The 24,478-nt window shown below is 57.4% G+C and carries 25 protein-coding genes; 13 read left to right on the top strand and 12 right to left on the bottom strand.

Annotated features, from left to right (window positions below; all coding sequences use genetic code 11):
* Nucleotides 1-7: 7 nt before the first annotated feature.
* Entirely contained in the window at nt 8-1,045 is a 1,038-nt protein-coding gene (holA, locus tag PY650_RS12450) for a DNA polymerase III subunit delta (protein WP_285879572.1), read from the top strand.
* Between the two features lie 15 nt (nt 1,046-1,060).
* On the opposite strand, the gene PY650_RS12445 is transcribed toward holA, so the two are convergent.
* The 8 genes from PY650_RS12445 to hemE all read right to left on the bottom strand — a co-directional run bounded on the left by PY650_RS12445 (nt 1,061) and on the right by hemE (nt 9,949).
* Nucleotides 1,061-1,945 (bottom strand): ParB/RepB/Spo0J family partition protein, encoded by an 885-nt coding sequence (locus tag PY650_RS12445; RefSeq protein ID WP_285879571.1) that lies wholly within the window; start codon nt 1,943-1,945, stop codon nt 1,061-1,063.
* A 33-nt stretch (nt 1,946-1,978) separates the two neighbouring features.
* Nucleotides 1,979-2,776, bottom strand: a complete 798-nt coding sequence (locus tag PY650_RS12440) for a ParA family protein (protein WP_285879629.1) — start codon at nt 2,774-2,776, stop codon at nt 1,979-1,981.
* Nucleotides 2,777-2,796: 20 nt separating this feature from the next.
* On the bottom strand, nt 2,797-3,414 hold the full coding sequence (gene rsmG, locus PY650_RS12435) for a 16S rRNA (guanine(527)-N(7))-methyltransferase RsmG (protein WP_285879570.1): 618 nt from the start codon (nt 3,412-3,414) through the stop codon (nt 2,797-2,799).
* Between the two features lie 25 nt (nt 3,415-3,439).
* Complete coding sequence (gene mnmG / locus PY650_RS12430; RefSeq protein WP_285879628.1) at nt 3,440-5,320, bottom strand: tRNA uridine-5-carboxymethylaminomethyl(34) synthesis enzyme MnmG; 1,881 nt, start codon at nt 5,318-5,320, stop codon at nt 3,440-3,442.
* Between the two features lie 109 nt (nt 5,321-5,429).
* Nucleotides 5,430-6,752, bottom strand: coding sequence for a tRNA uridine-5-carboxymethylaminomethyl(34) synthesis GTPase MnmE (gene mnmE / locus PY650_RS12425; RefSeq protein WP_285879569.1), 1,323 nt, complete (start codon nt 6,750-6,752; stop codon nt 5,430-5,432).
* A 137-nt stretch (nt 6,753-6,889) separates the two neighbouring features.
* A complete protein-coding gene (rho, locus tag PY650_RS12420; protein ID WP_004127423.1) occupies nt 6,890-8,155 on the bottom strand; it encodes a transcription termination factor Rho in 1,266 nt (421 codons plus the stop codon).
* Between the two features lie 200 nt (nt 8,156-8,355).
* Nucleotides 8,356-8,910, bottom strand: coding sequence for a protoporphyrinogen oxidase HemJ (gene hemJ / locus PY650_RS12415; protein WP_285879568.1), 555 nt, complete (start codon nt 8,908-8,910; stop codon nt 8,356-8,358).
* Nucleotides 8,911-8,914: 4 nt separating this feature from the next.
* Nucleotides 8,915-9,949, bottom strand: coding sequence for a uroporphyrinogen decarboxylase (gene hemE / locus PY650_RS12410; RefSeq protein WP_285879567.1), 1,035 nt, complete (start codon nt 9,947-9,949; stop codon nt 8,915-8,917).
* Nucleotides 9,950-10,350: 401 nt separating this feature from the next.
* On the opposite strand from hemE, the gene PY650_RS12405 reads away from it, so the two are divergent.
* The 5 genes from PY650_RS12405 to dnaQ are packed head-to-tail and all read left to right on the top strand — an operon-like array spanning nt 10,351 to nt 13,992.
* Nucleotides 10,351-11,172, top strand: coding sequence for a pyruvate, water dikinase regulatory protein (locus PY650_RS12405; protein ID WP_285879566.1), 822 nt, complete (start codon nt 10,351-10,353; stop codon nt 11,170-11,172).
* A 35-nt stretch (nt 11,173-11,207) separates the two neighbouring features.
* Nucleotides 11,208-11,807: a Maf-like protein gene (locus tag PY650_RS12400; protein ID WP_285879565.1), complete on the top strand. Its 600-nt coding sequence runs from the start codon at nt 11,208-11,210 to the stop codon at nt 11,805-11,807.
* Nucleotides 11,800-12,657, top strand: coding sequence for a shikimate dehydrogenase (locus tag PY650_RS12395; protein WP_285879563.1), 858 nt, complete (start codon nt 11,800-11,802; stop codon nt 12,655-12,657). Before PY650_RS12400 ends, PY650_RS12395 begins: the two co-directional genes overlap by 8 nt.
* A complete protein-coding gene (gene coaE, locus PY650_RS12390; protein ID WP_285879562.1) occupies nt 12,657-13,274 on the top strand; it encodes a dephospho-CoA kinase in 618 nt (205 codons plus the stop codon). The genes PY650_RS12395 and coaE overlap by 1 nt, the downstream gene beginning before the upstream one ends.
* Before the next feature lies 1 nt (nt 13,275).
* A complete protein-coding gene (gene dnaQ / locus PY650_RS12385) occupies nt 13,276-13,992 on the top strand; it encodes a DNA polymerase III subunit epsilon (protein ID WP_285879561.1) in 717 nt (238 codons plus the stop codon).
* Nucleotides 13,993-14,076: 84 nt separating this feature from the next.
* On the opposite strand, the gene secB is transcribed toward dnaQ, so the two are convergent.
* A complete protein-coding gene (gene secB, locus PY650_RS12380) occupies nt 14,077-14,559 on the bottom strand; it encodes a protein-export chaperone SecB (RefSeq protein ID WP_285868797.1) in 483 nt (160 codons plus the stop codon).
* A 94-nt stretch (nt 14,560-14,653) separates the two neighbouring features.
* Nucleotides 14,654-15,193 (bottom strand): FxsA family protein, encoded by a 540-nt coding sequence (locus PY650_RS12375; protein WP_285879560.1) that lies wholly within the window; start codon nt 15,191-15,193, stop codon nt 14,654-14,656.
* A gap of 145 nt (nt 15,194-15,338) precedes the next feature.
* Here PY650_RS12375 and PY650_RS12370 point away from each other — a divergent pair, with 145 nt between their 5' ends.
* From PY650_RS12370 to gyrB, 5 genes are all read left to right on the top strand, one after another.
* Nucleotides 15,339-16,040 (top strand): Tim44/TimA family putative adaptor protein, encoded by a 702-nt coding sequence (locus PY650_RS12370; protein ID WP_285879559.1) that lies wholly within the window; start codon nt 15,339-15,341, stop codon nt 16,038-16,040.
* On the top strand, nt 16,037-17,155 hold the full coding sequence (gene mltA / locus PY650_RS12365) for a murein transglycosylase A (RefSeq protein ID WP_285879558.1): 1,119 nt from the start codon (nt 16,037-16,039) through the stop codon (nt 17,153-17,155). Before PY650_RS12370 ends, mltA begins: the two co-directional genes overlap by 4 nt.
* On the top strand, nt 17,155-17,739 hold the full coding sequence (locus PY650_RS12360; protein ID WP_285879557.1) for a Smr/MutS family protein: 585 nt from the start codon (nt 17,155-17,157) through the stop codon (nt 17,737-17,739). The genes mltA and PY650_RS12360 overlap by 1 nt, the downstream gene beginning before the upstream one ends.
* On the top strand, nt 17,736-18,101 hold the full coding sequence (locus PY650_RS12355) for a helix-turn-helix domain-containing protein (RefSeq protein WP_285879556.1): 366 nt from the start codon (nt 17,736-17,738) through the stop codon (nt 18,099-18,101). The genes PY650_RS12360 and PY650_RS12355 overlap by 4 nt, the downstream gene beginning before the upstream one ends.
* 148 nt (nt 18,102-18,249) lie before the next feature.
* Nucleotides 18,250-20,685, top strand: a complete 2,436-nt coding sequence (gene gyrB, locus PY650_RS12350; protein ID WP_285879555.1) for a DNA topoisomerase (ATP-hydrolyzing) subunit B — start codon at nt 18,250-18,252, stop codon at nt 20,683-20,685.
* 67 nt (nt 20,686-20,752) lie between these two features.
* Here gyrB and PY650_RS12345 read toward each other — a convergent pair whose 3' ends face one another.
* Together PY650_RS12345 and PY650_RS12340 are read right to left on the bottom strand one after the other, a co-directional pair.
* A complete protein-coding gene (locus PY650_RS12345; protein WP_285879554.1) occupies nt 20,753-21,352 on the bottom strand; it encodes a nitroreductase family protein in 600 nt (199 codons plus the stop codon).
* 78 nt (nt 21,353-21,430) lie between these two features.
* The gene (locus tag PY650_RS12340) at nt 21,431-21,730 is read right to left on the bottom strand and encodes a DUF2218 domain-containing protein (RefSeq protein ID WP_285879553.1); all 300 of its coding nucleotides are present in this window, start codon (nt 21,728-21,730) and stop codon (nt 21,431-21,433) included.
* 156 nt (nt 21,731-21,886) lie between these two features.
* Here PY650_RS12340 and PY650_RS12335 point away from each other — a divergent pair, with 156 nt between their 5' ends.
* Nucleotides 21,887-22,840 (top strand): glutathione S-transferase family protein, encoded by a 954-nt coding sequence (locus PY650_RS12335; protein WP_285879552.1) that lies wholly within the window; start codon nt 21,887-21,889, stop codon nt 22,838-22,840.
* Nucleotides 22,841-22,903: 63 nt separating this feature from the next.
* Nucleotides 22,904-24,325: a pyridoxal phosphate-dependent decarboxylase family protein gene (locus PY650_RS12330; RefSeq protein WP_285879551.1), complete on the top strand. Its 1,422-nt coding sequence runs from the start codon at nt 22,904-22,906 to the stop codon at nt 24,323-24,325.
* Nucleotides 24,326-24,478 lie beyond the last annotated feature (153 nt).

The following is a 24,478-nucleotide window of genomic DNA, read 5'->3' as shown; positions in this document are numbered from 1 at the left end:
GCGCGGCATGGCGGAGATCAAATCTCATGAGTTTGAAGGCTTTCTTCAATACGCCGCGCGCAATTATCGTCTCTTCGTCATCTATGGACCGGACCGCGGCCTTGTGACCGAGCGGGCTGCGCAGATCGCCGGTAAGACCGGTGTCGATCTGAGTGATGCTTTTTCCCTGATCAAACTCGATGTCGGCGATCTTCACAGCGATGCCGGCCGACTGCTGGACGAGGTCAATGCTATTGGCCTGTTTGGCGGCGAAAAGCTGGTGTGGATCCGAGGCGCAGCAAACGAGAAAACGCTCGTCGATTCACTGCAGATTATTGCCGACAACCCTCCCGATACCAGTTTCGTAATCATTGAGGCTGGCGATCTGAAGAAAGGCTCCGGCCTTCGTAAAGTAGCCGAGACTTCTCGGTCTGTCGCAACTATTCCTTGTTATGCCGACGACATTCGCGCGCTCAATGGCCTTATCGATGCTGAGCTGGCAAATGAAAATCTCCGCATCACGGCGGCGGCGCGCCAGATTCTATTGGAACTATTGGGCGGCGACCGTATCGCTTCACGCAACGAGGTGCGCAAGCTCGCGCTCTATTGCCGCGGGCAGGGGACGATCGAAGAAGATCACGTGATCGACATCATCGGCGACGCCAGCGCCGTTTCAGCAGACGACGCCGTGGATGCCATTCTTAAGGGCGATTCAGAAGCTTTCCTGAACGCAATGCAGAAGATCGCCTCCTCGAAGACACCCGTGTTCCTCGTGCTACAGGGTTGCCTGAGGCAATTCCAGTTACTGGACATGATGCGCACGGAAATGGATGAAAAGCGTGTACCACCGGCGCAGGTGATGCAAACTCTAGGCCGGCATCTGCACTTTCGCCGCAAGCCGATCATCGAGCAGGCCCTCAAAAGCTGGGCCGCGCCGGCAATTGCCCGCGAAATGAACCGGTTGCAGGCCGCCATCCTCCAGACCAGGCAGCGCGCCAGCCTAGAAGACACGATCGCAACGCAAACACTGCTGGCGACCACATTGCAATCAGCCCGTAAGGGCTGACTCACGCCAAACAACTCAACGCCGTTCCAGCAGCCGGCAGATCTCTTCAAGCTGCTCCAGGGTCTTGTAGGCAATCTTCACCTGACCGCCGCTGCCGCGATGGTTGATCGTGACATCCAGCCCGAGGGTGTCGGACAATGTCCTTTCCAGCGCCAGCGTATCGGAATCCTTCTCATCCTTGCGAGTCACGGCTGGCCGCGGATCGTTCTGAGCTTTGATGTCGTTTTGCGCTAACCGCTCCGCATCGCGCACTGACATGCCCTTGGCAATGATCGTGCGGGCGAGCGCAGCGGGATCGGAAGTCGAAACCAGCGCGCGTGCATGACCAGCGGATAGGCTACCGCCGGCCAGCATGTCGCGAACCGGCTCCGGCAACTTCAACAGCCGCAACGAATTGGCGACATGGCTGCGGCTTTTGCCAATGATCTCGCCAAGATCGTTTTGCGTATAACCGTGTTCGGCGATCAATTGTTCATAACCCAGAGCTTCTTCTAGCGGATTGAGATCGGCGCGTTGAACGTTTTCGACAATGGCGATTTCCAGAGCGGTCTTATCGTCGACATCGCGCACGATCACCGGAATTTCAATCAGACCGGCCAGTTGCGCCGCCCGCCAGCGTCTTTCGCCGGCTATGATTTCATAACGATCGACAGAGGTCGTACGCACGACAACTGGTTGCACGATGCCATGCTGCCGAATGGAGCTGGCAAGATCGTGCAATTCTGTTTCGTCGAAATAACGGCGTGGATTCTTAGGATTGCGGCTGATGAATTCGATCGGGACCATGCGATCCGGATTGACGCCGGGCTTGACGGCGTCCACCGGCGTGGGCTGATCCATCTCTCCGATGAGCGCTGCCAACCCACGCCCAAGACGCCGCTTCGAAAGATCGTCATTCATCGCAACTACTCACTCCAGAATAAACAATATTTATCAGGCTGCCGCCTTACGCTGCCGCTCCCGCTGAATCACTTCCGACGCCAATTGTAGATAGGCTTGGCTGCCGGCGCATTTCAGATCGTAAAGGATTGCCGGTTTGCCATAAGATGGCGCCTCGGACACGCGAACATTGCGCGGGATCAACGTGTGGTAGACCTTCTCACCCAAATGCGTGCGAACGTCGTTGACGACCTGCTGCGCGAGATTGTTGCGGGAATCAAACATCGTCAGCACGATGCCCTGGATGTCCAGAAGGGGATTGACGCTGCGCCGCACCTGATCGACGGTTTCCAGCAATTGGCTGAGACCTTCCAACGCGAAAAATTCGCACTGCAGCGGCACCAACACCGAATGCGCCGCCGCCATCGCGTTCATGGTCAGTAGGTTGAACGAGGGCGGGCAATCGACCAGGATGTAGGAAAAAGCGGCGGCACCTGCGCCGGCCAGAGCCCGGCGAAGCCGGAAGACGCGATCGGACTCCTGAGAGATCTCCATCTCGATGCCGAGCAGATCCATTGTCGATGGCACAATGAAGAGATTGGGGACCGCCGTCTCTTGAACCGTGTCGAGAATCGTGTGCGTGCCAACCAGAAGGTCATATGACGATAGCTTGCGATCACGCCGCTCGATTCCTAGACCAGTGCTGGCATTACCCTGCGGATCTAGATCGACAATCAGGACACGCTCACCAATGGCGGCCAGTGCCGTGGCCAGGTTAATCGCGGTGGTTGTCTTGCCGACTCCACCCTTTTGATTAGCGATAGTAATAATCCGGTTTCGCTCGCCGATCATTGCCACATATCCAATTATGGTTAAGTTCGACGTCGAGGGCGATTTAACTCCAAAATAACAGAATCTCGCTCGACAACACTTTTGTGTTTTACCAGATCGAATTCCCAACGACCACGGGCTTTCTGGACCTCGCGCTCGTAATCCCGGCCTTTATGCACCAACAAACGAATATTTTCATTGCGCTCCGCCCACGGCGCCGCGTACTCCAATAGCACATCCAGCTCGGCAAGCGCTCTCGCCGAGATCACCTCGCAGTGACCGATGACTTTTGGCGCTTCTTCGATTCGAATCTTATGGACGGTGCCGCGGGCTTCGCATTCCCTCAGGCAAACCCGCAAAAAAGCAGCCTTTTTTTGATTGATTTCCACCAAATCGACGTGCCCATCCGCCTGTTCTGCTAGAAGAATCGCTGTAATGACGCCGGGAAAACCTCCTCCACTCCCGAGGTCGACCCATCGGGCTGGCCTCGGATGAAGTTGAAAGATCTGCGCGCTGTCGGCAATGTGTCTTTGCCAGAGGTCGTTGATTGTCGAGGGTGCCACCAGATTGATGGTCCTCGCCCATTTCTGAAACAGCTCCGCAAAGTGCTGCAATCGTCCCTGTGTTTCACGTGAAACACGCACACCGTTCAATTCCATGGAAGGACTCTCACACCTTGCAATGTCAGGAAACGAGCTTCTGCTCTTCCGCTGCGCCCAGCTTTCGCAGATAGGCGAGCAGAAGCGATATCGCCGCCGGTGTCATCCCGTCGATTCGCGACGCTTGCGCAATATTCTTCGGTCGTGCCACCACGAGCTTCTGCTTCAACTCGTTCGACAAACCGGACAGCGCGGAGAAATCAAAATCCATCGGTATGACCCGCTCTTCCTCGCGTCGCACCTGCACAATGTCCGAGGTCTGACGGTCCAAATAGACCGCATAGGCTGCCTCGATCTCCACCGCATCGACGACGCGCGGATCGATCGATAGTAGCTCCGGCCACAGACCAGACAGCGATTTGACAGATTGGCTCGGATGGGACAGAAGATCATATGCTGATCGGCGTTGACCATCCTTATTGAGATGCAATCCAGCCTTCTCTGCTTCGCTCGGCGTGACCGACAATCCTTTGAGCTGGGTGCGCGCTTGGTCCAACTTCCCTACATAGCCGCCGAAGCGCGAAGCACGTTCGCTGCCGACGCAACCGAGAGCTATACCAAGCGGCGTCAGACGAAGATCCGCATTATCCGCACGAAGCGACAAGCGGTATTCCGCACGAGATGTGAACATCCGATAGGGCTCGGCCACTCCCCGCGACGTGAGGTCATCGATCATTACCCCGATATAGGATTCCGTGCGGCTCAGCTGGACCGCCTTATCACCAGAAGCCAGACGCGCGGCATTTAGGCCGGCAATCAGCCCTTGCGCTCCCGCCTCCTCATATCCGGTCGTTCCATTGATCTGCCCAGCTAAAAACAAGCCGGGGATCTTCATCACTTCCAGCGACGGCTTCAGTTCACGCGGATCTACATGGTCATACTCAATCGCGTAGCCGCACTGCAGAATCCGAATTCGTTCCAGACCCGGAATGGTTCGGATGAAAGTATCCTGCACGTCTTCGGGAAGCGATGTAGATATTCCATTTGGATAGACCGTCGTGTCGTCCAATCCCTCGGGTTCCAAAAAAATCTGGTGACCGTCACGTTCGCCGAATTTAACGATCTTGTCTTCGATCGATGGGCAATACCGCGGACCAACGCCCTCGATCTGTCCCGAATACATCGCCGAACGCAGAAGGTTATCGGCAATTATCTTATGTGTCGCCGGTGTCGTCCGCGTCACGCCACATTCGATTTGCCGATTGGCAATAGAGTCAGTCATGAATGAAAACGGCACTGGTTGATCGTCTGCCCCTTGGCGGCCCACTGAACTCCAATCGATGGTCGTCCCGTCCAGGCGCGCCGGCGTACCCGTCTTCAACCGACCCAACCTTAAATCATAGCGCTGCAAGGTCGCTGATAGCCCCACGGACGGCTCTTCTCCGACACGGCCAGCTGGAATCTTCTTGTTACCGATATGGATCAAGCCGCGGAGAAAGGTGCCGGTCGTCAAAACAACGGCGCCGCAACGAAAGACCCGACCGTCCTTCAAGACTACCGCTGTAACGCGGCCATCCTCGATGGCGAGATCGAAAGCATCTCCCTCGATGATATCAAGATTCGCGATTGCATCGATCTCTGCCTGCATGGCAAGACGATAAAGTTTCCGATCCGCTTGGGTACGTGGGCCACGGACAGCCGGGCCCTTTTTCCGGTTCAGCATCCTAAACTGAATGCCAGCAGCATCCGCGACGCGGCCCATTAAACCATCCAACGCATCAATCTCTCGGACCAGATGACCCTTGCCCAGACCACCGATAGCAGGGTTGCATGACATCACGCCAATCGTTTCGCGCTTATGGGTCACCAGCGCCGTCTGCGCGCCCAAGCGGGCGGCGGCAGCGGCAGCTTCGCTGCCCGCATGTCCACCACCCACTATTATCACATCATATATTTTATCGAGCATTGTCAGGCCCTCAGCGTTGCCGTCTGTTTGGCACACCAAATCCAAGAGTCAAGGAGGTTTCACGTGAAACGTCTTTGACGCCATCAGATGACGCAATGTTTCACGTGAATCATTTACCGATGCAGAACTCCGAAAAGATGACATCGAGAAGATCTTCGACATCAACCCTTCCGGTGATGCGGCCTAGACTGTGCGCCGCCTGCCGTAGGAACTCCGCGCGCATATCCAACCCTGCGGATGTCGAGGTGACGGCTCGGCCCAGTGCCTCCAAGCTATCCGTCAATAGCGTCCGATGCCTCAAGCGGCTTGGTAATGCCAAGGAAAATGCTGCGGATCGGGTTAGTAAATCACTAACCAACAATTGATGCAGCTCCGCGAGCCCCGCGCCCGTCGACGAAGACATACATAGGTCGTAGTGTTCACCATCATCAATTGGGTGAATATCCGACTTAGTACCAATCCGAATGACCTTGCCGTCAAACTCGGGAAAATCCGTTTGCGCCGGAGTACCAATCTCTGCAAGCGACAGGATAATATCCGCTTCCGCCGCCGTCTTCAGTGCCCGCCTGATTCCCTCCCGCTCAACGACTTCCTCGGTCTCTCGCAAGCCTGCGGTGTCGTATAGCTTTACCGCATATCCCTCAATATTGAGATCGATATGCAGAACGTCGCGTGTCGTCCCGGCAATCTCGGTGACGATGGCAACCTCGCGACGCGCAAGTGCGTTCATCAAGCTTGATTTTCCGGCATTCGGGGCACCGGCGATGACAACCTTCAACCCGTCCCTGACAATCTCGCCAAAATCAGCCCCGGCCAGATGTTCGGACAGCTCCGACTGCAGCTTTACCATGTCTGCCCAAACCAGGTCGGACACTGAACCTGGAACATCGTCCTCATCGGCAAAATCCAGCTCCGCTTCGATCAAAGCACGAGCGCGGGTCAACCGATCCGTCCAGTCTTCGTACAGCTTCGATAGCCCACCTGCCGTATGTTCCACGGCCAGTCGCCGCTGCATTTCCGTCTCGGCCGCAATGAGATCCGCCAGGCCTTCAACTTCGACAAGATCCATCTTGCCATTTTCGAGCGCGCGGCGCGAAAATTCACCATGCTCAGCGAGTCGGCAACCTTTAAAGGCCGCAAGCTCTTCGAGAAGCATGGCAACGACGGCCTTGCCCCCATGCACATGAATTTCTGCGCTATCCTCCCCGGTAAAGGATGCAGGTCCGGGAAAAGTCAGAACCAGACCACGATCGATAACAAGACCATTTCGAGTCCGAATCGTTTTCAACGCTGCTTGCCGAGGCTTTGGCAATGATCCGACGAGTACATTGGTTACATCCAGAGCCTCCGGCCCGCTGATGCGCACCACTCCGACACCGGCCGGAAGGCCACCGCTGGAAAGTGCAAAGATCGTGTCATTGAAATCCTGCATTGGATTGATCCGCATCCGAATCATTTCGCCGTGAGCCCAGCAGAGCTGAGCTTAGACAAAATCGGGCCGCACGACGCGACCCGATAGCTCATCTCAAGTTTTCGCCGTATAACGGCAACTGTGAATCCGGCTAAGGATCAAGTATTCATCGAGTCGAAGAAGTCGGGGTTATTCTTCGTCTGCTTCAGCTTGTCGATTAGGAATTCGATAGCATCCGTAGTACCCATCGGCGCAAGGATCCGGCGAAGAACGAAGATCTTCTGCAGATCCTGACGCGGCACCAGCAGGTCTTCCTTACGGGTACCGGACTTCAGAATATCCATCGCTGGGAAGATGCGCTTATCCGCAACCTTGCGGTCAAGAACGATTTCCGAGTTACCGGTGCCCTTGAATTCTTCGAAGATCACTTCGTCCATACGGCTACCGGTATCGATTAGCGCCGTCGCGATGATGGTCAGCGAACCGCCTTCTTCGATGTTACGCGCCGCGCCGAAGAAGCGCTTCGGGCGCTGCAAGGCGTTGGCGTCGACACCGCCGGTCAGAACCTTACCGGAGGAGGGAACGACCGTGTTGTAGGCACGGCCGAGACGAGTGATCGAATCGAGCAAGATAACGACGTCACGGCCATGTTCGACGAGGCGCTTGGCCTTTTCGATGACCATCTCGGCGACCTGCACGTGGCGAACGGCGGGTTCGTCGAAGGTCGACGAAATGACTTCGCCGCGCACCGAGCGCTGCATATCCGTCACTTCTTCAGGACGTTCGTCGATGAGAAGAACGATCAGATAGCAATCCGGGTGATTGGCCGTGATCGAATGGGCGATGTTCTGCAGTAGCACGGTCTTGCCGGTGCGTGGCGGCGCCACGATCAGACCGCGCTGGCCCTTGCCGAGCGGCGCTACGAGATCGATGACGCGTGGTGACAGGTCCTTGGAGGTGGGAACGTCGAGTTCCATGCGGAAGCGTTCGTTCGGATAAAGCGGCGTAAGATTGTCGAAGTGGACCTTGTGACGGATCTTTTCCGGATCATCGAAATTGATGGTGTTGACCTTCAGCAACGCGAAATAGCGCTCGCCTTCCTTCGGTCCACGTATCGGTCCCTCGACCGTATCGCCCGTCTTCAGCGAGAAGCGGCGGATCTGCGACGGTGAGATATAGATATCGTCGGGACCCGGCAGATAATTGGCATTGGCCGAACGCAGGAAGCCGAACCCGTCCTGCAGGACCTCGACAACGCCTTCACCGATAATTTCCACGTCCTGGCTGGCAAGCACCTTCAAAATGGCAAACATCAGTTCCTGTTTGCGCATCGTGCTGGCATTTTCGACCTCGAGCGATTCGGCAAACGCCAGGAGATCGGTCGGGGATTTGTTCTTAAGTTCTTGAAGCTTCATTTCAGCCATGAAGGGATTTACTCTGTTTTAGAAGGGGAAAGGCAGTGTTGGTCGTATTCAGAACCGCGATGAGGGTATTCGCGGGCGACGGAACGGATACATGCCACGAAGAAGAGATGGCGGGAAAATAGCGATTCACTTTGTGCCCCGCAAGGGGGGGTGACGAAATGAAAGAAATTTAACTTAAACGCTAAGTTCTGCTTCGTATTTTACGCAAACGGCTTCACCACGACCAGGATCACGATCAGGATCATAAGCACTGTCGGCGCCTCGTTCATATACCGCCAGTATCGGGCAGAATGCCGGTTCTCATCTCGTGCAAACTCGCCAACCGCCCGACTGAAGTAGATATGGATAGCCGTCAGCAGCACGACAAGGCCCATCTTGGCATGCAGCCAGCCGCCCTGGAAATCATAAGCCGACCAGGCGAGATAGAGCCCGAAAACCCAGGTCAGGATCATGGCGGGCGTCATTATCACCCGCTCAAGTCGTCGCTCCATCACCTTGAAAGTTTCCGATTGCTGCGAACCGGGCTCGGCGTCGGTATGATAGATGAAAAGCCTCGGCATATAAAAAAGCCCGGCCATCCAGGAAATAACCGCGATGATGTGCAAAGCCTTAATCCAGAGGTAGAGATTGTCCGGATGCCAGGCAAAGAGGCCAATCGCCAGCACCGCGAACAATAGGATCATCAAATAGGCGCGCCGGCTGGCATAAGCGCCGGCGCGAGAATCTATCTGCTTTTCCCCCGAACGCTCATTCATCCGTTCACCCTTTCCATCCGCGCACGCGCTCGACTAGAGCAGCGACATTGGACGGATCGGCCTGCGGCGTAATTCCGTGGCCGAGATTGAAGATCAGTGGGCCGTGCCCCAGCTGCTGCAGGATATTGTCGATCCCATCGCTAAGCGCCTTACCGCCGGCAACGACCCGCATCGGATCGAGGTTGCCTTGAACCGGGCCGTCCTGCTGCAACTCCCTGGCAAAGGCAAGCGGCACCGACCAGTCTAGTCCGATAGCGTCGGCACCCGTCTTCTGCCGATAGGTCTTGAGCAGATATCCCGCGCCCTTGGCAAAGGCGATGATCCTGGCCTGCGGCCGCCGTGCCTTGATCGAGGCGATGATCCTGGCAACTGGTTTCACGGCAAAAGCCTCAAACTCGGTCTCCCCAAGCACACCCGCCCAGGAATCGAAGATCTGCACAGCGTCGGCGCCGGCATCGATCTGCGCCAGGAGATAATCGGCGGAGATATCGGCCAGCAGCATGAGCAGATGCTCGAATGCTTTGGGATGCCGATAAGCGAAGAGCCGGGCAGGGGCCTGATCGGATGTGCCATGACCGGCGATCATATAGGTGGCAACTGTCCAGGGCGCGCCGCAGAAGCCAAGGAGCGTCGTTTCCTCCGGCAGTTCACCGCGCAGCCGCCGCACCGTCTCCATGACCGGAGCGAGGTACTCAACCACACCTTCGCCGTTCAACGCCCGAATGCCCGTTTCGTCGATGGGATCCATCTCCGGGCCGTGCCCCTCGGTATAGCGGACATTGCGTTTCAACGCATCGGGGATCACCAGAATATCGGAAAACAGGATCGCAGCATCGAAGCCATACCGCCGGATCGGCTGCAGCGTCACCTCGACCGCATACTCCGGAGTATAACAGAGTTCGAGAAAGCTTCCGGCCCTCGTCCGTGTCTCTCTATATTCGGGGAGATAGCGTCCGGCTTGGCGCATCAACCAAAGAGGGGGAGGGGTCAGCGTTTCTCCGCTGAGCACTCTCATGATCTTCCGGCGTTCCTCGCTCAAAGTCGTCATCCCATATAAAACCAAACATATATCTAAGGTTTCTATTTCTTAGAGTCGGTGACTATCAAGGATTAATATTTATCCACGGCCGATCCAAAATGTCGCGCATCCATCAAAATCGGGCAAAGAGGTCAAGCTGCCTCTAAGTTATGTGGACAACGAAGAAGTAAGATCAGTGTTTTGAAGGGCTTGAAGCTGTTTTTCTTTTTGGGCCGGTCTGGGGATAAATCGAGGAGGATCGCTGTAGAACGGGAATTATCCACATTACCCACAAACTCCGAAAAGACTCCCATAGCGAAATTCGAAATGTGGAAAAGCCGGCAGTTTTCCACTTGCCCCCGACCGGCTGCTTCCCGTACCTCTCTACTCTCCCGAAATATCAACAGGCGACGGAAAGTAGCGTGGAAAACCGGACAAGCTTCTTTCATCTGCATCTGATTTCTGACTCAACCGGTGAGACTCTGATCTCCGCAGGCCGCGCCGCCTCAGTGCAATTCCATGCCAGCCAGCCGATCGAGCATGTCTATCCGCTGATTAGGAACCGCAAACAACTACTGCCGGTTCTGGAAGCCATCGACCATAGTCCTGGGATCGTCCTTTATACCATCGTCGACCGCGAGCTTGCCGATATCATCGCCGAGCGTTGTCGCGAGATGGCTGTACCCTGCGTCAATGTCCTCGAGCCTGTCATGAATGTCTTCCAGACTTATCTCGGTACAGCGTCGCGCCGCCGCGTCGGAGCCCAGCATGTGATGAACGCAGACTATTTCGCCCGCATCGAGGCGCTGAACTTCACCATGGATCACGATGATGGGCAGATGCAGGATGATTATAATGATGCCGATGTCGTTATCATCGGCATCAGCCGGACATCGAAGACGCCAACGAGCATCTATCTCGCCAATAGGGGTATCAAGACCGCCAATATCCCGATCGTCCATGGCGTGCCTTTGCCCGAGAGCTTGATCCGGGCGACCAAACCGCTGATCGTTGGGCTGGTGGCAACGACCGACCGTATATCTCAGGTTCGTGAAAATCGCATCCTTGGCGCGACGGCCGGTTTCGATCGGGGTGACTATATCGATCGGGCGACGATTTCCGAGGAGCTCAAATATGCTCGCTCGCTCTGCGCTCGGCACAATTGGCCTGTCATCGATGTCACCCGCCGCTCGATCGAAGAGACTGCGGCCGCCATTGTTGCTCTGCGACCGAAGCTGCGTTAAGCGCTGAATATCAAGATTTCCGAGGTTAATCCGATATGACAGCGCCGCTCATTCTTGCCTCTTCCAGCCCGTTCCGGCGGATGCTGATGCAAAATGCCGGTCTGCATTTCCAAGCGGTGGCGGCTCAAATCGACGAACGCGCAATCGAAGCACCGCTGGAGCAGGATGGCGCCGGACCGGACGCCGTGGCGCTTGTGCTTGCCAAGGGCAAGGCGAAAGAGGTGAGCGATCGTTTCGCCGGCTCGCTCGTCATCGGCTCGGATCAAACAATGTCGCTTGGTGATCAGGTCTTCCATAAGCCGAAGACGTTGTTGGACGCCGAAAACCATCTACGTATTTTGTCCGGCAAGACCCATCGCCTCAACAGCGCCATCGCGTTGGCGCGCAACGGCGACATCATCTGGGAACATGTCTCGCACGCCGACTTGACCATGCGCGATCTCTCGTCCGATTTTATCCATCGCCATCTGAACCGCGTTGGCGACAAGGCGCTGTCAAGCGTTGGCGCCTATCAGCTCGAGGCCGAGGGGATACAGCTTTTCTCGAAAATCGACGGCGATTATTTTACTATCGTCGGATTGCCGATGCTGCCTCTCCTTCAGCAGCTTCGTGAGCTTGGAGTGATTGATGGGTGATTCACGTGAAACATTCGGACCGAATGCGTTTGTCACAGGCTATCCCGTCAAGCATTCGCGCTCGCCATTGATCCATGGCCACTGGCTGCGCACACTCGGTCTCGCTGGCAGTTATCGCGCCCATGAGGTTTCGCCGGATGATTTTCCGGCCTTCATCGCCGCATTGAAGGACGGTTCGAGCCGTTACGTCGGCGGCAATGTGACGATCCCCCATAAGGAGACGGCGTTTAAACTGGTGGATCGACCGGATGAATTGTCCATCGAACTCGGAGCTTCGAACACGCTGTGGCTTCAGGATGGTTTGCTGCATGCGACCAATACGGACGGCCGCGGTTTCACGGCCAATCTGGATGAGCGCCATCCGGGTTGGGATCGTATCGGACGAGTGGTGATTCTGGGGGCGGGGGGCGCGAGCCGCGCCATCATCCAGGCGGTGAGGGACCGTGGCATCGGGGAAGTTCACGTCGTCAACCGCACCGTCGAACGGGCGCAGGAACTGGCGGATCGGTTCGGCGGACGCGTCCATGCCCATCGGATGGCATCGCTGCAAGAGGTGATGCGGGATGCCGGTCTCTTCGTGAATACGACCTCTCTAGGCATGGACGGCGAAGCGGCACCGCGTATCGATTTTTCGCCGCTGGCCGCAAATGCCGTTGTGACCGACATCGTCTATGTACCACTGAAAACCACGTTGCTGGTCCAGGCCGAAGAACAGGGTTTTCGCATTGTCGATGGTCTCGGCATGTTGCTGCACCAGGCCGTTCCAGGTTTTGAAAAATGGTTCGGCAAGCGCCCTGTGGTCGATGAAGCGCTGCGAGCCTTGATCATCGCCGATATGGAAAAGCATTGATGATCCGCGTAGGCCTCACGGGCTCCATCGGTATGGGAAAATCGACATCGGGCGAGCTGTTTGCTGAAGCCGGCATCCCGGTGAACGACGCCGATGCGGTGGTGCATGATCTTTACATTGGTGAAGCCGTAGCCTTGGTCGAAGCCGCTTTTCCTGGAACGACGAAGGACGGGGCTGTCGACCGGCAGGCGCTTGCCAGCAAACTTGCCAACGATCCCTCCGGTTTCAAACGGCTGGAAGCCATCGTCCATCCACTGGTGCGGCAGCGGGAGCGGAAGTTTCTGGATCGCCAGCGTGCTGCTGGCGCGGAAATCGTTGTGCTCGACATTCCGCTGCTATTCGAAACCGGCGCCGATAAAAGGGTCGACAAGATCGTCGTCGTCAGCTGCGATCCACAGATTCAAAGGCAAAGAGTACTTGCCCGACCGGGCATGACGGAGGAAAAATTCAATATGATTCTCTCTCGCCAGACTCCGGATGCCGAGAAGCGGGCACGGGCTGATTACATCATCGACACCGGCCAAAGCATAGACGCAGCGCGGGAGCAGGTCAAAAACATCATAGCGGATCTGCAGCAGCGGTCGACAGTCAACGAGCCTACTGGTGGAAAGGCCTGATATGCGCGAAATCATTTTCGATACGGAAACGACCGGCCTCGACAACAGAGCCGACCGTGTCATCGAAATCGGCGGTATCGAGCTCTTCAATCATTTTCCGACCGGCAAGACCATTCATCTCTATATCAATCCCGGCGACCGAAAAGTGCATCCGGATGCACTTGCCGTGCATGGTATCACTGACGAGTTCCTGCAAGACAAGCCGGCATTTGCCGATGTCGTCGATCAAATCCTCGACTTCTTCGGCGAAGCCAAGTGGATCGCCCATAACGCGACTTTCGACATGGGCTTCGTCAATGCCGAATTTGCCAGGCTAGGCCGCCCACCGATCTTACCCGATACGGTGATCGATACGCTGGCCATGGCGCGGCGCAAGCATCCGATGGGACCGAACTCACTGGACGCGCTCTGCCGGCGCTACGGCATCGACAATTCCCACCGCACCAAACACGGCGCGCTCCTCGACTCCGAACTCCTGGCCGAGGTCTATATCGAGATGATCGGCGGCAGGCAGACGGCCCTTGGTCTCGGCAGCATCAACGGTTCCTCAGCACGGTCTCCTCAGGTCGAGGATATGGACGAGATGAGCTTGGATATCCTGGTGCGGCCGAAGCCATTGGCGAGCAGATTGAGCCAGGTCGAGCTGGAAAATCATGCCGCATTGATCGGCAAGCTGGGGGAAAAAGGCATCTGGTCGAAATACCGCACCTCAAACTGAGAAAATATTTCAGACTGAACAAAAAAAGCCCGGATCGAAATCCGGGCTTTTAGTTTAGTTCCATCGATCGAAGAAACCGAAGACTTAGTTCGGGACCGCCTGGACCTGGGCGCGGGCCTGTTCTTCGGCGACACGCTGCGAGAACATCTGGGCGAAATCGATCGGGTCGATCATCAGCGGCGGGAAGCCGCCATTGCGGGTGACGTCGGCGATGATCTGACGGGCAAAGGGGAACAGCAGGCGCGGGCACTCGATGAAGAGCAGCGGCAGCATGTGTTCCTGGGGAAAACCGGTGACGCGGAAGACGCCGCCATAAACCAGCTCGGTATGGAAGAGAACCCGGTCACCATCCTTGGCTTCGGCATTCAGCGTCAAGACGACGTCGAAATCTGCTTCCGACAGCGGATTGGCGTTGACGTTGACATTGATGTTGATATCGGGGGCATTTTCCCGGGCCTGCAGCGAGCGCGGAGCACCAGGATTTTCGAAGGAAAGATCCTTGGTGTATTGGGCAAGGATGGAAAGGCTCGGGTTCGTTGCGCCGTTGCCGCTATTCTCGTTGGCCATGGGGGTTTCCTCTGACGTCTATGGGTGTCGCCATCTAGCATTTCGAATAAGGGCTTACAACCCTTGAGGCTTTGGCCATTTTGGCCTCTTTGCCCTATTCTTCAAGGCGTTTTTGGTCAGACCAGGGCGAGTTGCGATTGGGCTCGCGATGAAAATCGGTCTCGTCGAGATCGACAACTTGCCGGGGTCCGCGCGGCCGAGTTTTCGGGCCGGGACCTGCGTTCGGGCCTTGTCCAGCTTGTTCAGCTCCGCGTCTGAAGGCGCGTGAACTGCCCAGAACGACAATGCGCTTGCGCAGAACCTTCCAGGCAAGCTCACGTATCGCCGGAATGAAGAGCAGCAAGCCGATAATATCAGAAATGAAGCCGGGCAGCATCAGGAGGAATGCCGCAACGACGATCATGGCGCCATGAACCATCTCGCGTCCAGGGTCGCCGCCGTTGCGGCTTTCGGCCGAAATGCGCTGCAGGATACCGATGCCCTGGATTCTGAGAAGGGCGGCGCCCAGGAGGGCGCTGAGGATGACAAGTGCCAATGTCGCCCAGACGCCGATCATCTTGCCGACGATGATGAAGCCGGCGATTTCAGCAAGCGGCATCAGAAAGACGAAGATAGGAACAAGGGATAGGCGCATGTTAACGTGTCCTGGAAGCGGGCTTGTATGCTTAGCGTTAGTCCATCGCGCATAATAAAGATACCAGTCCGCTATTTGAATGATAGATGGATGCGGACTATATGGGAATTGAAACTCTCAAATTTAACGGTGGTTCCGACACGAGATGGGTGCAAACGACTTTGTGACGATCTTTTTCCTGGTGGCGGCGGTGCTGATTTTCTTTCAGCTGCGCAGCGTTCTTGGCCGCCGCACGGGGAATGAGAAGCCGCCGCGCGATCTCTACGGTTCTCCCGATTCGGCGACTGGTCCGACAGCCCCCGACGCCGGCAAGGTCGTGACCCTGCCGCGCCGCGATGTCGCGGAAGACGAAGATCGCTTTGCCGCCATCGACGCCTTTGCGGCAGCCGGTACGCCGCTCAATGACTCGTTGCGTGAACTGAACAAGGCCGACCCGTCCTTCAACCCGAAGGAATTCGTCAATGGTGCGCGTATGGCCTATGAGATGATCGTCATGGCCTTTGCCGATGGCGACCGTAAGGCGCTGAAGGGCCTGTTGTCCCGCGAAGTCTATGAGGGCTTCGATGCCGCCATTGCCGAGCGGGAAGCCAAGGGCGAAAAAGTGAAGTCCACCTTCGTCGGCATCGACAAGGCTGACCTCCTCAGCGCCGAGATGAAGGGAACGGAAGCTTTCGTGACGATGCGTATCGTCAGCCAGATGATCTCGGCGACCTACGACAAGGCCGGCGCACTGATCGACGGTGACGCCGAAGCGGTAGCCGAGATCAGCGATCTCTGGACCTTTGCCCGCGACAGCCGCTCGCGCGATCCTAACTGGAAACTGGTGGCGACCGAATCCGAACAATGACCATTCCCTCGCAGGACTTCAGGCTTGAGCCGGCAACCTTCGCCGATCTGAATGGCTGGAAGGACGATGATCCTTCCAGCCTTTTTCGCGTCATGAGGGACTGCCGGGCCCATATCAGGGACGTGAGGCCCTACCGCACCGGTGCCGCCGGCCTGACCGCGAACGATTTGCTGACCCTGCTCGACGATGCGGAAGGATATGAACCTAAGGACGCAGCCGAAGCTCGTATGTTTTTCGAGGAGCGCTGCCGGCCCTTCTTCATTCGCCGCGGCGACGGCGCCAGAGGGTTTGTGACAGCCTTCTACGAGCCGGAGATCATAGTCTCCGCAACGCCCGACGAGATCTATCGCTATCCCTTCTATCGCCGCCCGAATGATCTGATCGACCTCGATGATAGCAGCCGGCCCGCTGAGCTTGATCCATCCTACATGTTCGGTCGTCTCGAAAACGGGATCGTATCGGTCTATCCGGATCGTGGCGAGATCGATCGCGGTTATCTGCAGGGCAAAGGCCTGGAGATCGCCTGGGCGAAATCCAAAGTGGATGTGTTCTTTGTGCATGTGCAGGGCGCAGCGAGGCTGCGCTATCCTGATGGGCGCATGGGCCGGATCACCTATGCCGCAAAGGCCGGGCATCCCTTCTCGGCCGTCGGCCGTCTGCTGATCGAACGCGGTGTGCTCAACCGGGCGACCATTTCGATGCAGACGATCCGCGATTGGCTCTATGCGCATCCGCAGGAGGTCGATGAGGTCCTCTGGCACAACAGGTCGTACATCTTCTTCCGCGAGGCCGATGTCAGCGATCCGACGCTCGGCCCGATCGCAGCAGCGAAAGTGCCGCTAGTCGCGGGCCGCGCGTTAGCGGTCGATCGACTGATCCATACTTTTGGCTTTCCTTTCTTCATCCAGTCGGAAAGTCTGACTCATCTCGATGGCGGCGGGCCTTTTGGGCGGCTGATGCTGGCGCTCGACACCGGCTCGGCGATCGTCGGCCCGGCGCGCGGAGATATCTTTACCGGATCTGGTTACGACGCCGGAGAGCTTGCCGGTACCGTGCGCAACGATGCGGATTTTTATATATTGGTTCCGAGGGCGGCAGCTCAGAGGTTTGGCTGATGGCTTCAGGACGACAGACCAAGGAACGAAAACTCAGTACGGACGAACGCATTCTCTGGGGCAAAGTGGCAAAAAGCACTCGGCCGATGCCAGGGCGACTTGCGGATTTGGAGGCTTTCGACGAGATTGTGGCGGCGGAGGCGCAGGCGGAGGAAACCGCTCGTGCCGAGAAGGCGAAGGCCATGGCAGCGTCCGCCGGCCCGCAAGTTCCGCCACCACCGGCAAAACAACCTTCCGGCACCCACCATCCGCTGGAGCGGCCGGTCAAGCGTAAGATCGCCAAGGGCCGGCTGGCGCTGGAAGCGCGGATCGATCTGCATGGGCTGATCCAGAGCGAGGCGCATACCATGCTTCTGGATTTCCTCCTCCGGGCGCATGAGCGCGGTCTTCGCCATGTGCTTGTCATCACCGGTAAAGGCAGTTCCACGGGCAGCGACGGCGCGTTGAAGCGTGCGGTACCAATGTGGTTTTCCAAGCCGGAGTTCCGCTTCCTGATTTCGTCGTACGAGACGGCGGCGCACCATCATGGCGGAGACGGCGCCCTCTATATCCGACTGTCGCGATTGAAGGGGGATATGCTGTGACCCCGTTCGGTGAGGCGGTTCGAAAACTCAGGGCGCGCAAGGGCGTCTCGCAGAAGGAAATGGCGGCGGCACTGAATGTGACTCCGGCTTATTTATCTGCCTTAGAACATGGGAAGCGCGGCACGCCGACCTTCGATTTATTGCAACGCATTGCCGGATACTTCAACATCATCTGGGACGAAGCAGAGGAATTATTCCTGCTGGCGCGCTTTTCAGACCCGCGCGTCGTCATCGATACCTCGGGCCTGGCGCCGGAATATACGGCGTTCATCAATCGGTTGGCGGGCCGGATTCGCAGCCTCGATGCGGCAACGATCGGGGAGCTGTCCCAGCTTCTCGAAAATGCCGGTAAAAGCGGCTGAAAACCGCCTTAATCCCCTGCTTTATGCCTGAATTGGGGGCCTTCCGTTTGGAAGTTCGGGGCGAAACATCCTATATTCAGGGAAAGAAAAACCGCTGATTCGGTAGAGATCGGTGGTGTTCTCTAAAACACTGGAAAGACTTCAATATATGACCGATACATCCGTACCCGAAAACGGCGGCAATGCCGAATATGGCGCAGATTCCATCAAGGTTCTGAAGGGTCTTGATGCAGTGCGTAAGCGTCCCGGGATGTACATCGGTGACACGGATGACGGCTCCGGCCTGCATCACATGGTTTATGAGGTCGTCGACAACGCCATTGACGAGGCACTGGCCGGCCATGCCGACATCGTCACGGTGACGCTCAACCCCGACGGCTCAGTGACGGTAACAGATAACGGCCGCGGTATCCCGACGGACATCCATACCGGCGAAGGCGTTTCCGCCGCCGAGGTCATCATGACCCAACTCCATGCCGGCGGTAAGTTCGATCAGAACTCCTACAAGGTCTCTGGCGGCCTACACGGCGTCGGCGTCTCGGTCGTGAACGCATTGTCCGTCTGGCTGAGGCTGAAGATCCGTCGCCAGGGCAAGATTCATGAAATGAGCTTCACCCACGGCGTTGCCGACGCGCCGCTGCGGGAGACGGGAGATGCCGGTGACGAGACCGGCACCGAAGTCAGCTTCATGCCGAGCTCGTTAACCTTCACCATGACGGAATTCGATTATGCCACGCTGGAGCATCGCCTGCGCGAGCTCGCGTTCCTGAACTCCGGCGTTCGCATTCTGCTGACTGACAAGCGTCACTCCGACATCAGGCAGGAAGAAATGATCTACGACGGTGGCCTGGAGGCTTTCGTCGCCTATCTCGATCGTGCCAAGAAGCCGCTGGTCGAAAAGCCGGTATCCATCCGTGGTGAAAAGGATGGCATCACCGTCGAAGTGGCAATGTGGTGGAACGATAGCTACCATGAAAACGTGCTTTGCTTCACCAACAATATCCCGCAGCGGGATGGCGGGACGCATATGGCGGGCTTCCGAGGCGCGCTGACGCGCCAGATCACCTCCTATGCCGATACCTCCGGCATCACCAAGAAGGAAAAGGTGACGCTGACCGGTGACGATTGCCGTGAAGGCCTGACTGCAGTGCTTTCGGTAAAAGTTCCGGATCCGAAATTTTCCTCGCAGACCAAAGACAAGCTGGTGTCGTCGGAGGTTCGTCCAGTGGTCGAAAGCCTTGTCAACGAAGCGCTGAACACCTGGCTTGAAGAACATCCGGCCGATGCGAAGGTGCTTGTCGGCAAGGTCGTCGAAGCCGCCGCCGCGCGCGAAGCCGCCCGCAAGGCGCGCGAGCTGACGCGGCGCAAAGGCGCTCTCGATATTGCTTCGCTGCCCGGCAAACTTGCCGATTGCTCCGAACGCGATCCGGCCAAGTCCGAAGTCTTCCTGGTCGAGGGCGACTCGGCAGGTGGTTCAGCCAAGCAGGGCCGTTCGCGCGAAAATCAGGCGATCCTGCCGCTGCGCGGCAAGATCTTGAACGTCGAGCGCGCCCGATTCGACAAGATGCTCTCGAGCCAGGAAATCGGCACGCTGATTACCGCGCTCGGCACCGGCATCGGCAAGGACGAGTTCAATGCCGACAAGCTGCGTTACCACAAGATCATCATCATGACAGACGCCGACGTCGACGGCGCCCATATTCGCACGCTGCTCCTTACTTTCTTCTTCAGGCAGATGCCCGATCTCATAGAGCGGGGCCATCTCTACATCGCTCAACCGCCGCTCTATAAGGTGACGCGCGGCAAGTCGGTGCAATATGTGAAGGATGAGAAGGCACTGGAAGAATATTTGATCGGCCAGGGTCTCGAGGATGCCAGCCTGCGGCTCGGCAGCGGTGAAGTCCGTGCCGGTCAGGATCTGCGCGAGGTCATTGTCGATGCGCTGCGTCTGCGCACGCTGCTAGACAACCTGCATTCGCGCTATAACCGCGCCGTTGTCGAACAGGCGGCGATTGCCGGCGCACTGAATGCCGAGCTCGTCAGCGACGCGGCGCGAGCGCAAAATCTGGTGGATGACGTCGCCAAGCGGCTCGATATCATTGCCGAGGAAACTGAACGCGGCTGGAGCGGCGGTCTCACCAGCGAAGGCGGATTGCGTTTCGAGCGCATGGTGCGTGGCGTCAAGGAAGTCGTCGTTCTCGACATGGCCCTGATCGGCTCGCAGGATGCGCGTCTTATCGATCAGCTCGGCGCACGCCTCAAGGAGATCTATGATCAGCCGCCGAAGCTCGTCCGTCGCGACGATGAGACCGAGATTTCCGGCCCACGTATGCTGCTGGAAACGATATTCGCCAGCGGTCGCAAGGGGCTCACTATGCAGCGTTACAAGGGCCTCGGCGAAATGAACGCCGAACAACTTTGGGAAACGACACTCGATCCGAACGTCCGATCGCTGCTGCAGGTCAAGGTCGCCGATGCGACCGACGCCGACGGTTTGTTTGCCCGGCTCATGGGCGATGAAGTCGAGCCCCGGCGCGAATTCATCCAGGACAACGCGTTGAGCGTTGCCAACCTCGATATTTGATAGGCATTATCGGGATATCGAAAAGGCCCGCCTATCTTTCAGGCGGGCCTTTCTATTTCAAGATCAATTACTTGGCAATGAAAGTGCCATTGAAGGCGAGTTCTGAAAGCGGCTTGCGCTGGCTCGGCACTTCGCGCTCCCTGAGCTTTTCAGGAAGCTGGTTCTTGTCGCCGATCTTGCCGATAGCAACTGCGGCCTCGACACGGAAGCCGTCTGGAATGCCCAGAACCTCATACGCCTTATCGACATGGAAACCCGTCATGCCATGCGCCTCGTAGCCGGCTAGATGAGCCTGCATCGCCATAAAACCCCAGGCCGCGCCGGCGTCGAACGAATGGCTGTAGTTCGGCTTCTGTTCCGCCGAACCGAGCTCGCCACTATGCGTGCGCGAGACGACAAAAAGGAGGGCGGCTGCGGACTTGACCCAGCCCTGGTTGAATTCCACCAAAACGCTCAGGAATTTGTCCCAATTTTGCGAGCCGCGCAGCGCATAGACGAAGCGCCAGGGCTGCAGATTGGAGGAAGACGGCGCCCAATGGGCGGATTCCAGTATGGTCAGCAGGTCGGCCTCAGTCATGGATTCGTTGGAATAGGCACGCGGCGACCAACGGTCGAGAAAGAGCTTGTCGATCGGATATTGCGACTCGCGGGAATTGCTGGACGTCATAGGGTTCTTTCCATCTGTGGGAGCAGTCGCGACCTTGGGAGCAGGCTGGGCGACTGCATTGGAGGATACGAAGCGAACCTATACCCTGCTTACATCCACAGTCCAGACCACGTCGAGCTTCTCACGGAAGGCGAACCGCTTGAGGTGATCGGCCACGACATTCTGCATGCGCTCGAGATCCTGCGGATTCTCGATATGCAGGGTCATCAACAAAGTGGAAGCGTCGGCCGAAAACTCCACGGAGGTTTCCGGGCTGAAGGGCACTTTGCCAGCGACCTCGTTGAATTCGACTGTGAATCTGTGGCTCCAGTGCTTGCAGAGCTGTTGCAGATAGCGGCTGGCATGGTCGGTTTTCACGGAAGAAACGGAAGTAGGCATGCGGTCCTCCGATAACTGGATTTTGCGATACAAGTTTATAGCCGCATCCTGCCTTGCCCGGTAGACGCTCTGTTTCAACATTGCGTTATTTCGGTGAAACCCTATTTCGCTATGATGCACGGCAAAAGAAGGCGCGCGGAAAATGGAGATAGAGCCGTGCTGGTGAACGGGAACTGGATGGAAGACTGGCAGCCGGTCCAAGCCAAGGATGAAAAGGGCGGCTTCGTTCGCCAGACGTCGACCTTCCGCAATTGGGTAACGCCGGACGGGCGGCCAGGGCCTACAGGCGAGGGTGATTTTGCAGCGCAATCCGGCCGCTATCATCTCTATGTCGCGCTGATCTGTCCCTGGGCATCGCGCACTCTGATCGGCCGCAAGCTGAAGGGCTTGGAGGACGTCATTTCCGTATCGGTGGTCGAGCCGGCTTTGACCAAGCAAGGCTGGCGGTTCGGCAGCTATCCCGGTGCGACCGCCGATGCGGTCAACGGCTGCACTTATATGCACCAGATCTACACAAAGGCCGACCCGTATATCTCCGGCCGCGCTACCGTGCCCGTGCTTTGGGACAAGCAGAAAGGCACGATCGTCAACAACGAATCTGCCGATATCCTTCGCATGCTGAACGATGGCTTCGGCACTCTCGCCCGCCATCCGATCGATCTTTATCCGGCAGGCAAGCGCGAAGACATTGATGCCTTCAATGCTCGCATCTATCCGGTCCTCAACAATGGCGTCTACCGCGCCGGTTTTGCGACGACACAGATTGCCTATGAGGAGGCCTTTAACGACGTATTTGATTGCCTCGATTGGGTCGAGACGGAGCTGGAAGGCAAGCAGTTTCTGTTCGCCGATCATCCGACCGAAAGCGATATCAGGCTTTTCGTCACCCTCGTCCGTTTTGACGTTGCCTATCATGGCCTCTTCAAATGCAATCTCCGTCGCCTGTCGGACTATGCCAATCTCCAGTCTTTCTGCCGTCGCATATTCGATTGGCCCGGCATCGCCGAAACCGTTAGCTTCGATCACATCAAGCGCGGTTACTATTCGATAGCGACGCTCAATCCGACAGGAATTGTGCCGCTCGGCCCAGCATTGGACGAGCTTTTCTGATACTCGACCGTCTTGGAAATCCCGTCTAAGGTCCGCCTCGCTTTCATGTGAAGGAGGAAGGCCATGGATTGGGGGGAGTTTCGGCGCTGGTCGGAAAAGGCAGCGACTTGGGGGGCGGAATATCGTGCATCGCTGCGCGACCGGCCGGTGCGGGCGCAGACGGCGCCGGGAGAGATCGCAGCGCATATCGCCGACTCGCCGCCAGAGTCCGGTGAGGCGATGGAGGATATCTTCAAGGATTTTGAGGATATCCTGGTTCCCGGTATGACGCATTGGCAGCATCCGCGCTTCTTCGCATATTTCCCCGCCAATGCTGCTCCGGTTTCGGTCATCGCCGAATACCTCGTCAGCGCGATCGCCGCCCAATGCATGCTCTGGCAGACCTCGCCGTCGGCTACCGAGCTGGAGACCAAGGTGGTCGACTGGCTGTGCCAGGCCGTTGGCCTTCCCGGCAGTTTCACCGGAGTCATCCAGGATTCCGCTTCAACGGCGACGCTCGCGGCCGTGCTGGTCATGCGCGAGCGAGCGCTCGATTGGCGGGGCAACAGCCAGGGCCTCGCCGCAAACAAGGCGGTGCGGATCTATTCCACCGATCAGGTCCACACTTCGATCGATCGCGCCATCTGGATATCCGGTATCGGCGCCGAGAACCTGGTCCGCATTCCGTCGGGCGGCGGCCCGAACAGCGCCATGGATACGCCGGCGCTTGCGGCGGCGATCGAGCGTGATCGAGCAGCGGGTCTCCTGCCGGCCGGTGTGATTGCCTGTGTCGGCGGCACCAGCACCGGCGCTTGTGACGATATCGCCGCTGTTGTCGAAGTTGCGCACCGCAATGGCCTTTATGTGCATGTCGACGCCGCCTGGGCCGGTTCGGCGATGATCTGCCCGGAATTCCGGACGCTGTGGCAAGGCGTCGAACAGGCCGATTCTGTCGTTTTCAATCCACATAAATGGCTGGGCGCCCAGTTCGATTGTTCGGTCCAGTTCGTCCGCGAGCCAGAATCCTTGGTGCGTACCCTGGCAATCCATCCGGAATATCTGCGCACCCATGGTCACGACGGCATTATCAACTATTCTGAATGGTCCGTGCCGCTCGGCCGGCGCTTCCGCGCCCTGAAACTCTGGTTCCTGCTGCGCTATCACGGGCTCGAAGGTCTGCGGACGATGATCCGCAATCATGTCGCCTGGTCGCAGACTTTGGCCGAACGTTTGGCAGCCGAGTCTGATTTCGAGATCGTCACTCAGCCGTTCCTGTCGCTTTTCTCCTTTAGTCACCGGCCCTCCGCCGGCGTAGATCAGGAAAGTCATACTCAGCGTCTGATCGCCGCCATCAACAATGATGGGCGCATCTATTTGACGCAGACCAGGGTGGGCGGCCGATTGGTCGTTCGTTTCCAGGCCGGCCAATTCGAAACGACGGCGGAAGATGTCGATATAGCCTTTGCCACCATCGTTGAAATCGCGCGATCTTTGCCGTCCGTCTAGGAAAAGCTGTTGTTCCAACACGGGCAAACAAGGCGTGCTATGCTCCGAAATCGAAGGGTGACACTGGTGAATAATTCGTTCATATATGGTGCTACTGGGTATGATCCGAAAAGCGCGGCGCTTTGGAGCAGGATCATGCCGATCAAACCGATA

It is taken from the genome of Martinezella calliandrae (assembly GCF_030272695.1).
Lineage (GTDB): Bacteria > Pseudomonadota > Alphaproteobacteria > Rhizobiales > Rhizobiaceae > Rhizobium > Rhizobium calliandrae.
The sequence above is the reverse complement of the archived record's forward strand: the minus strand, read 5'-3'. Positions and strand labels throughout refer to the sequence as shown.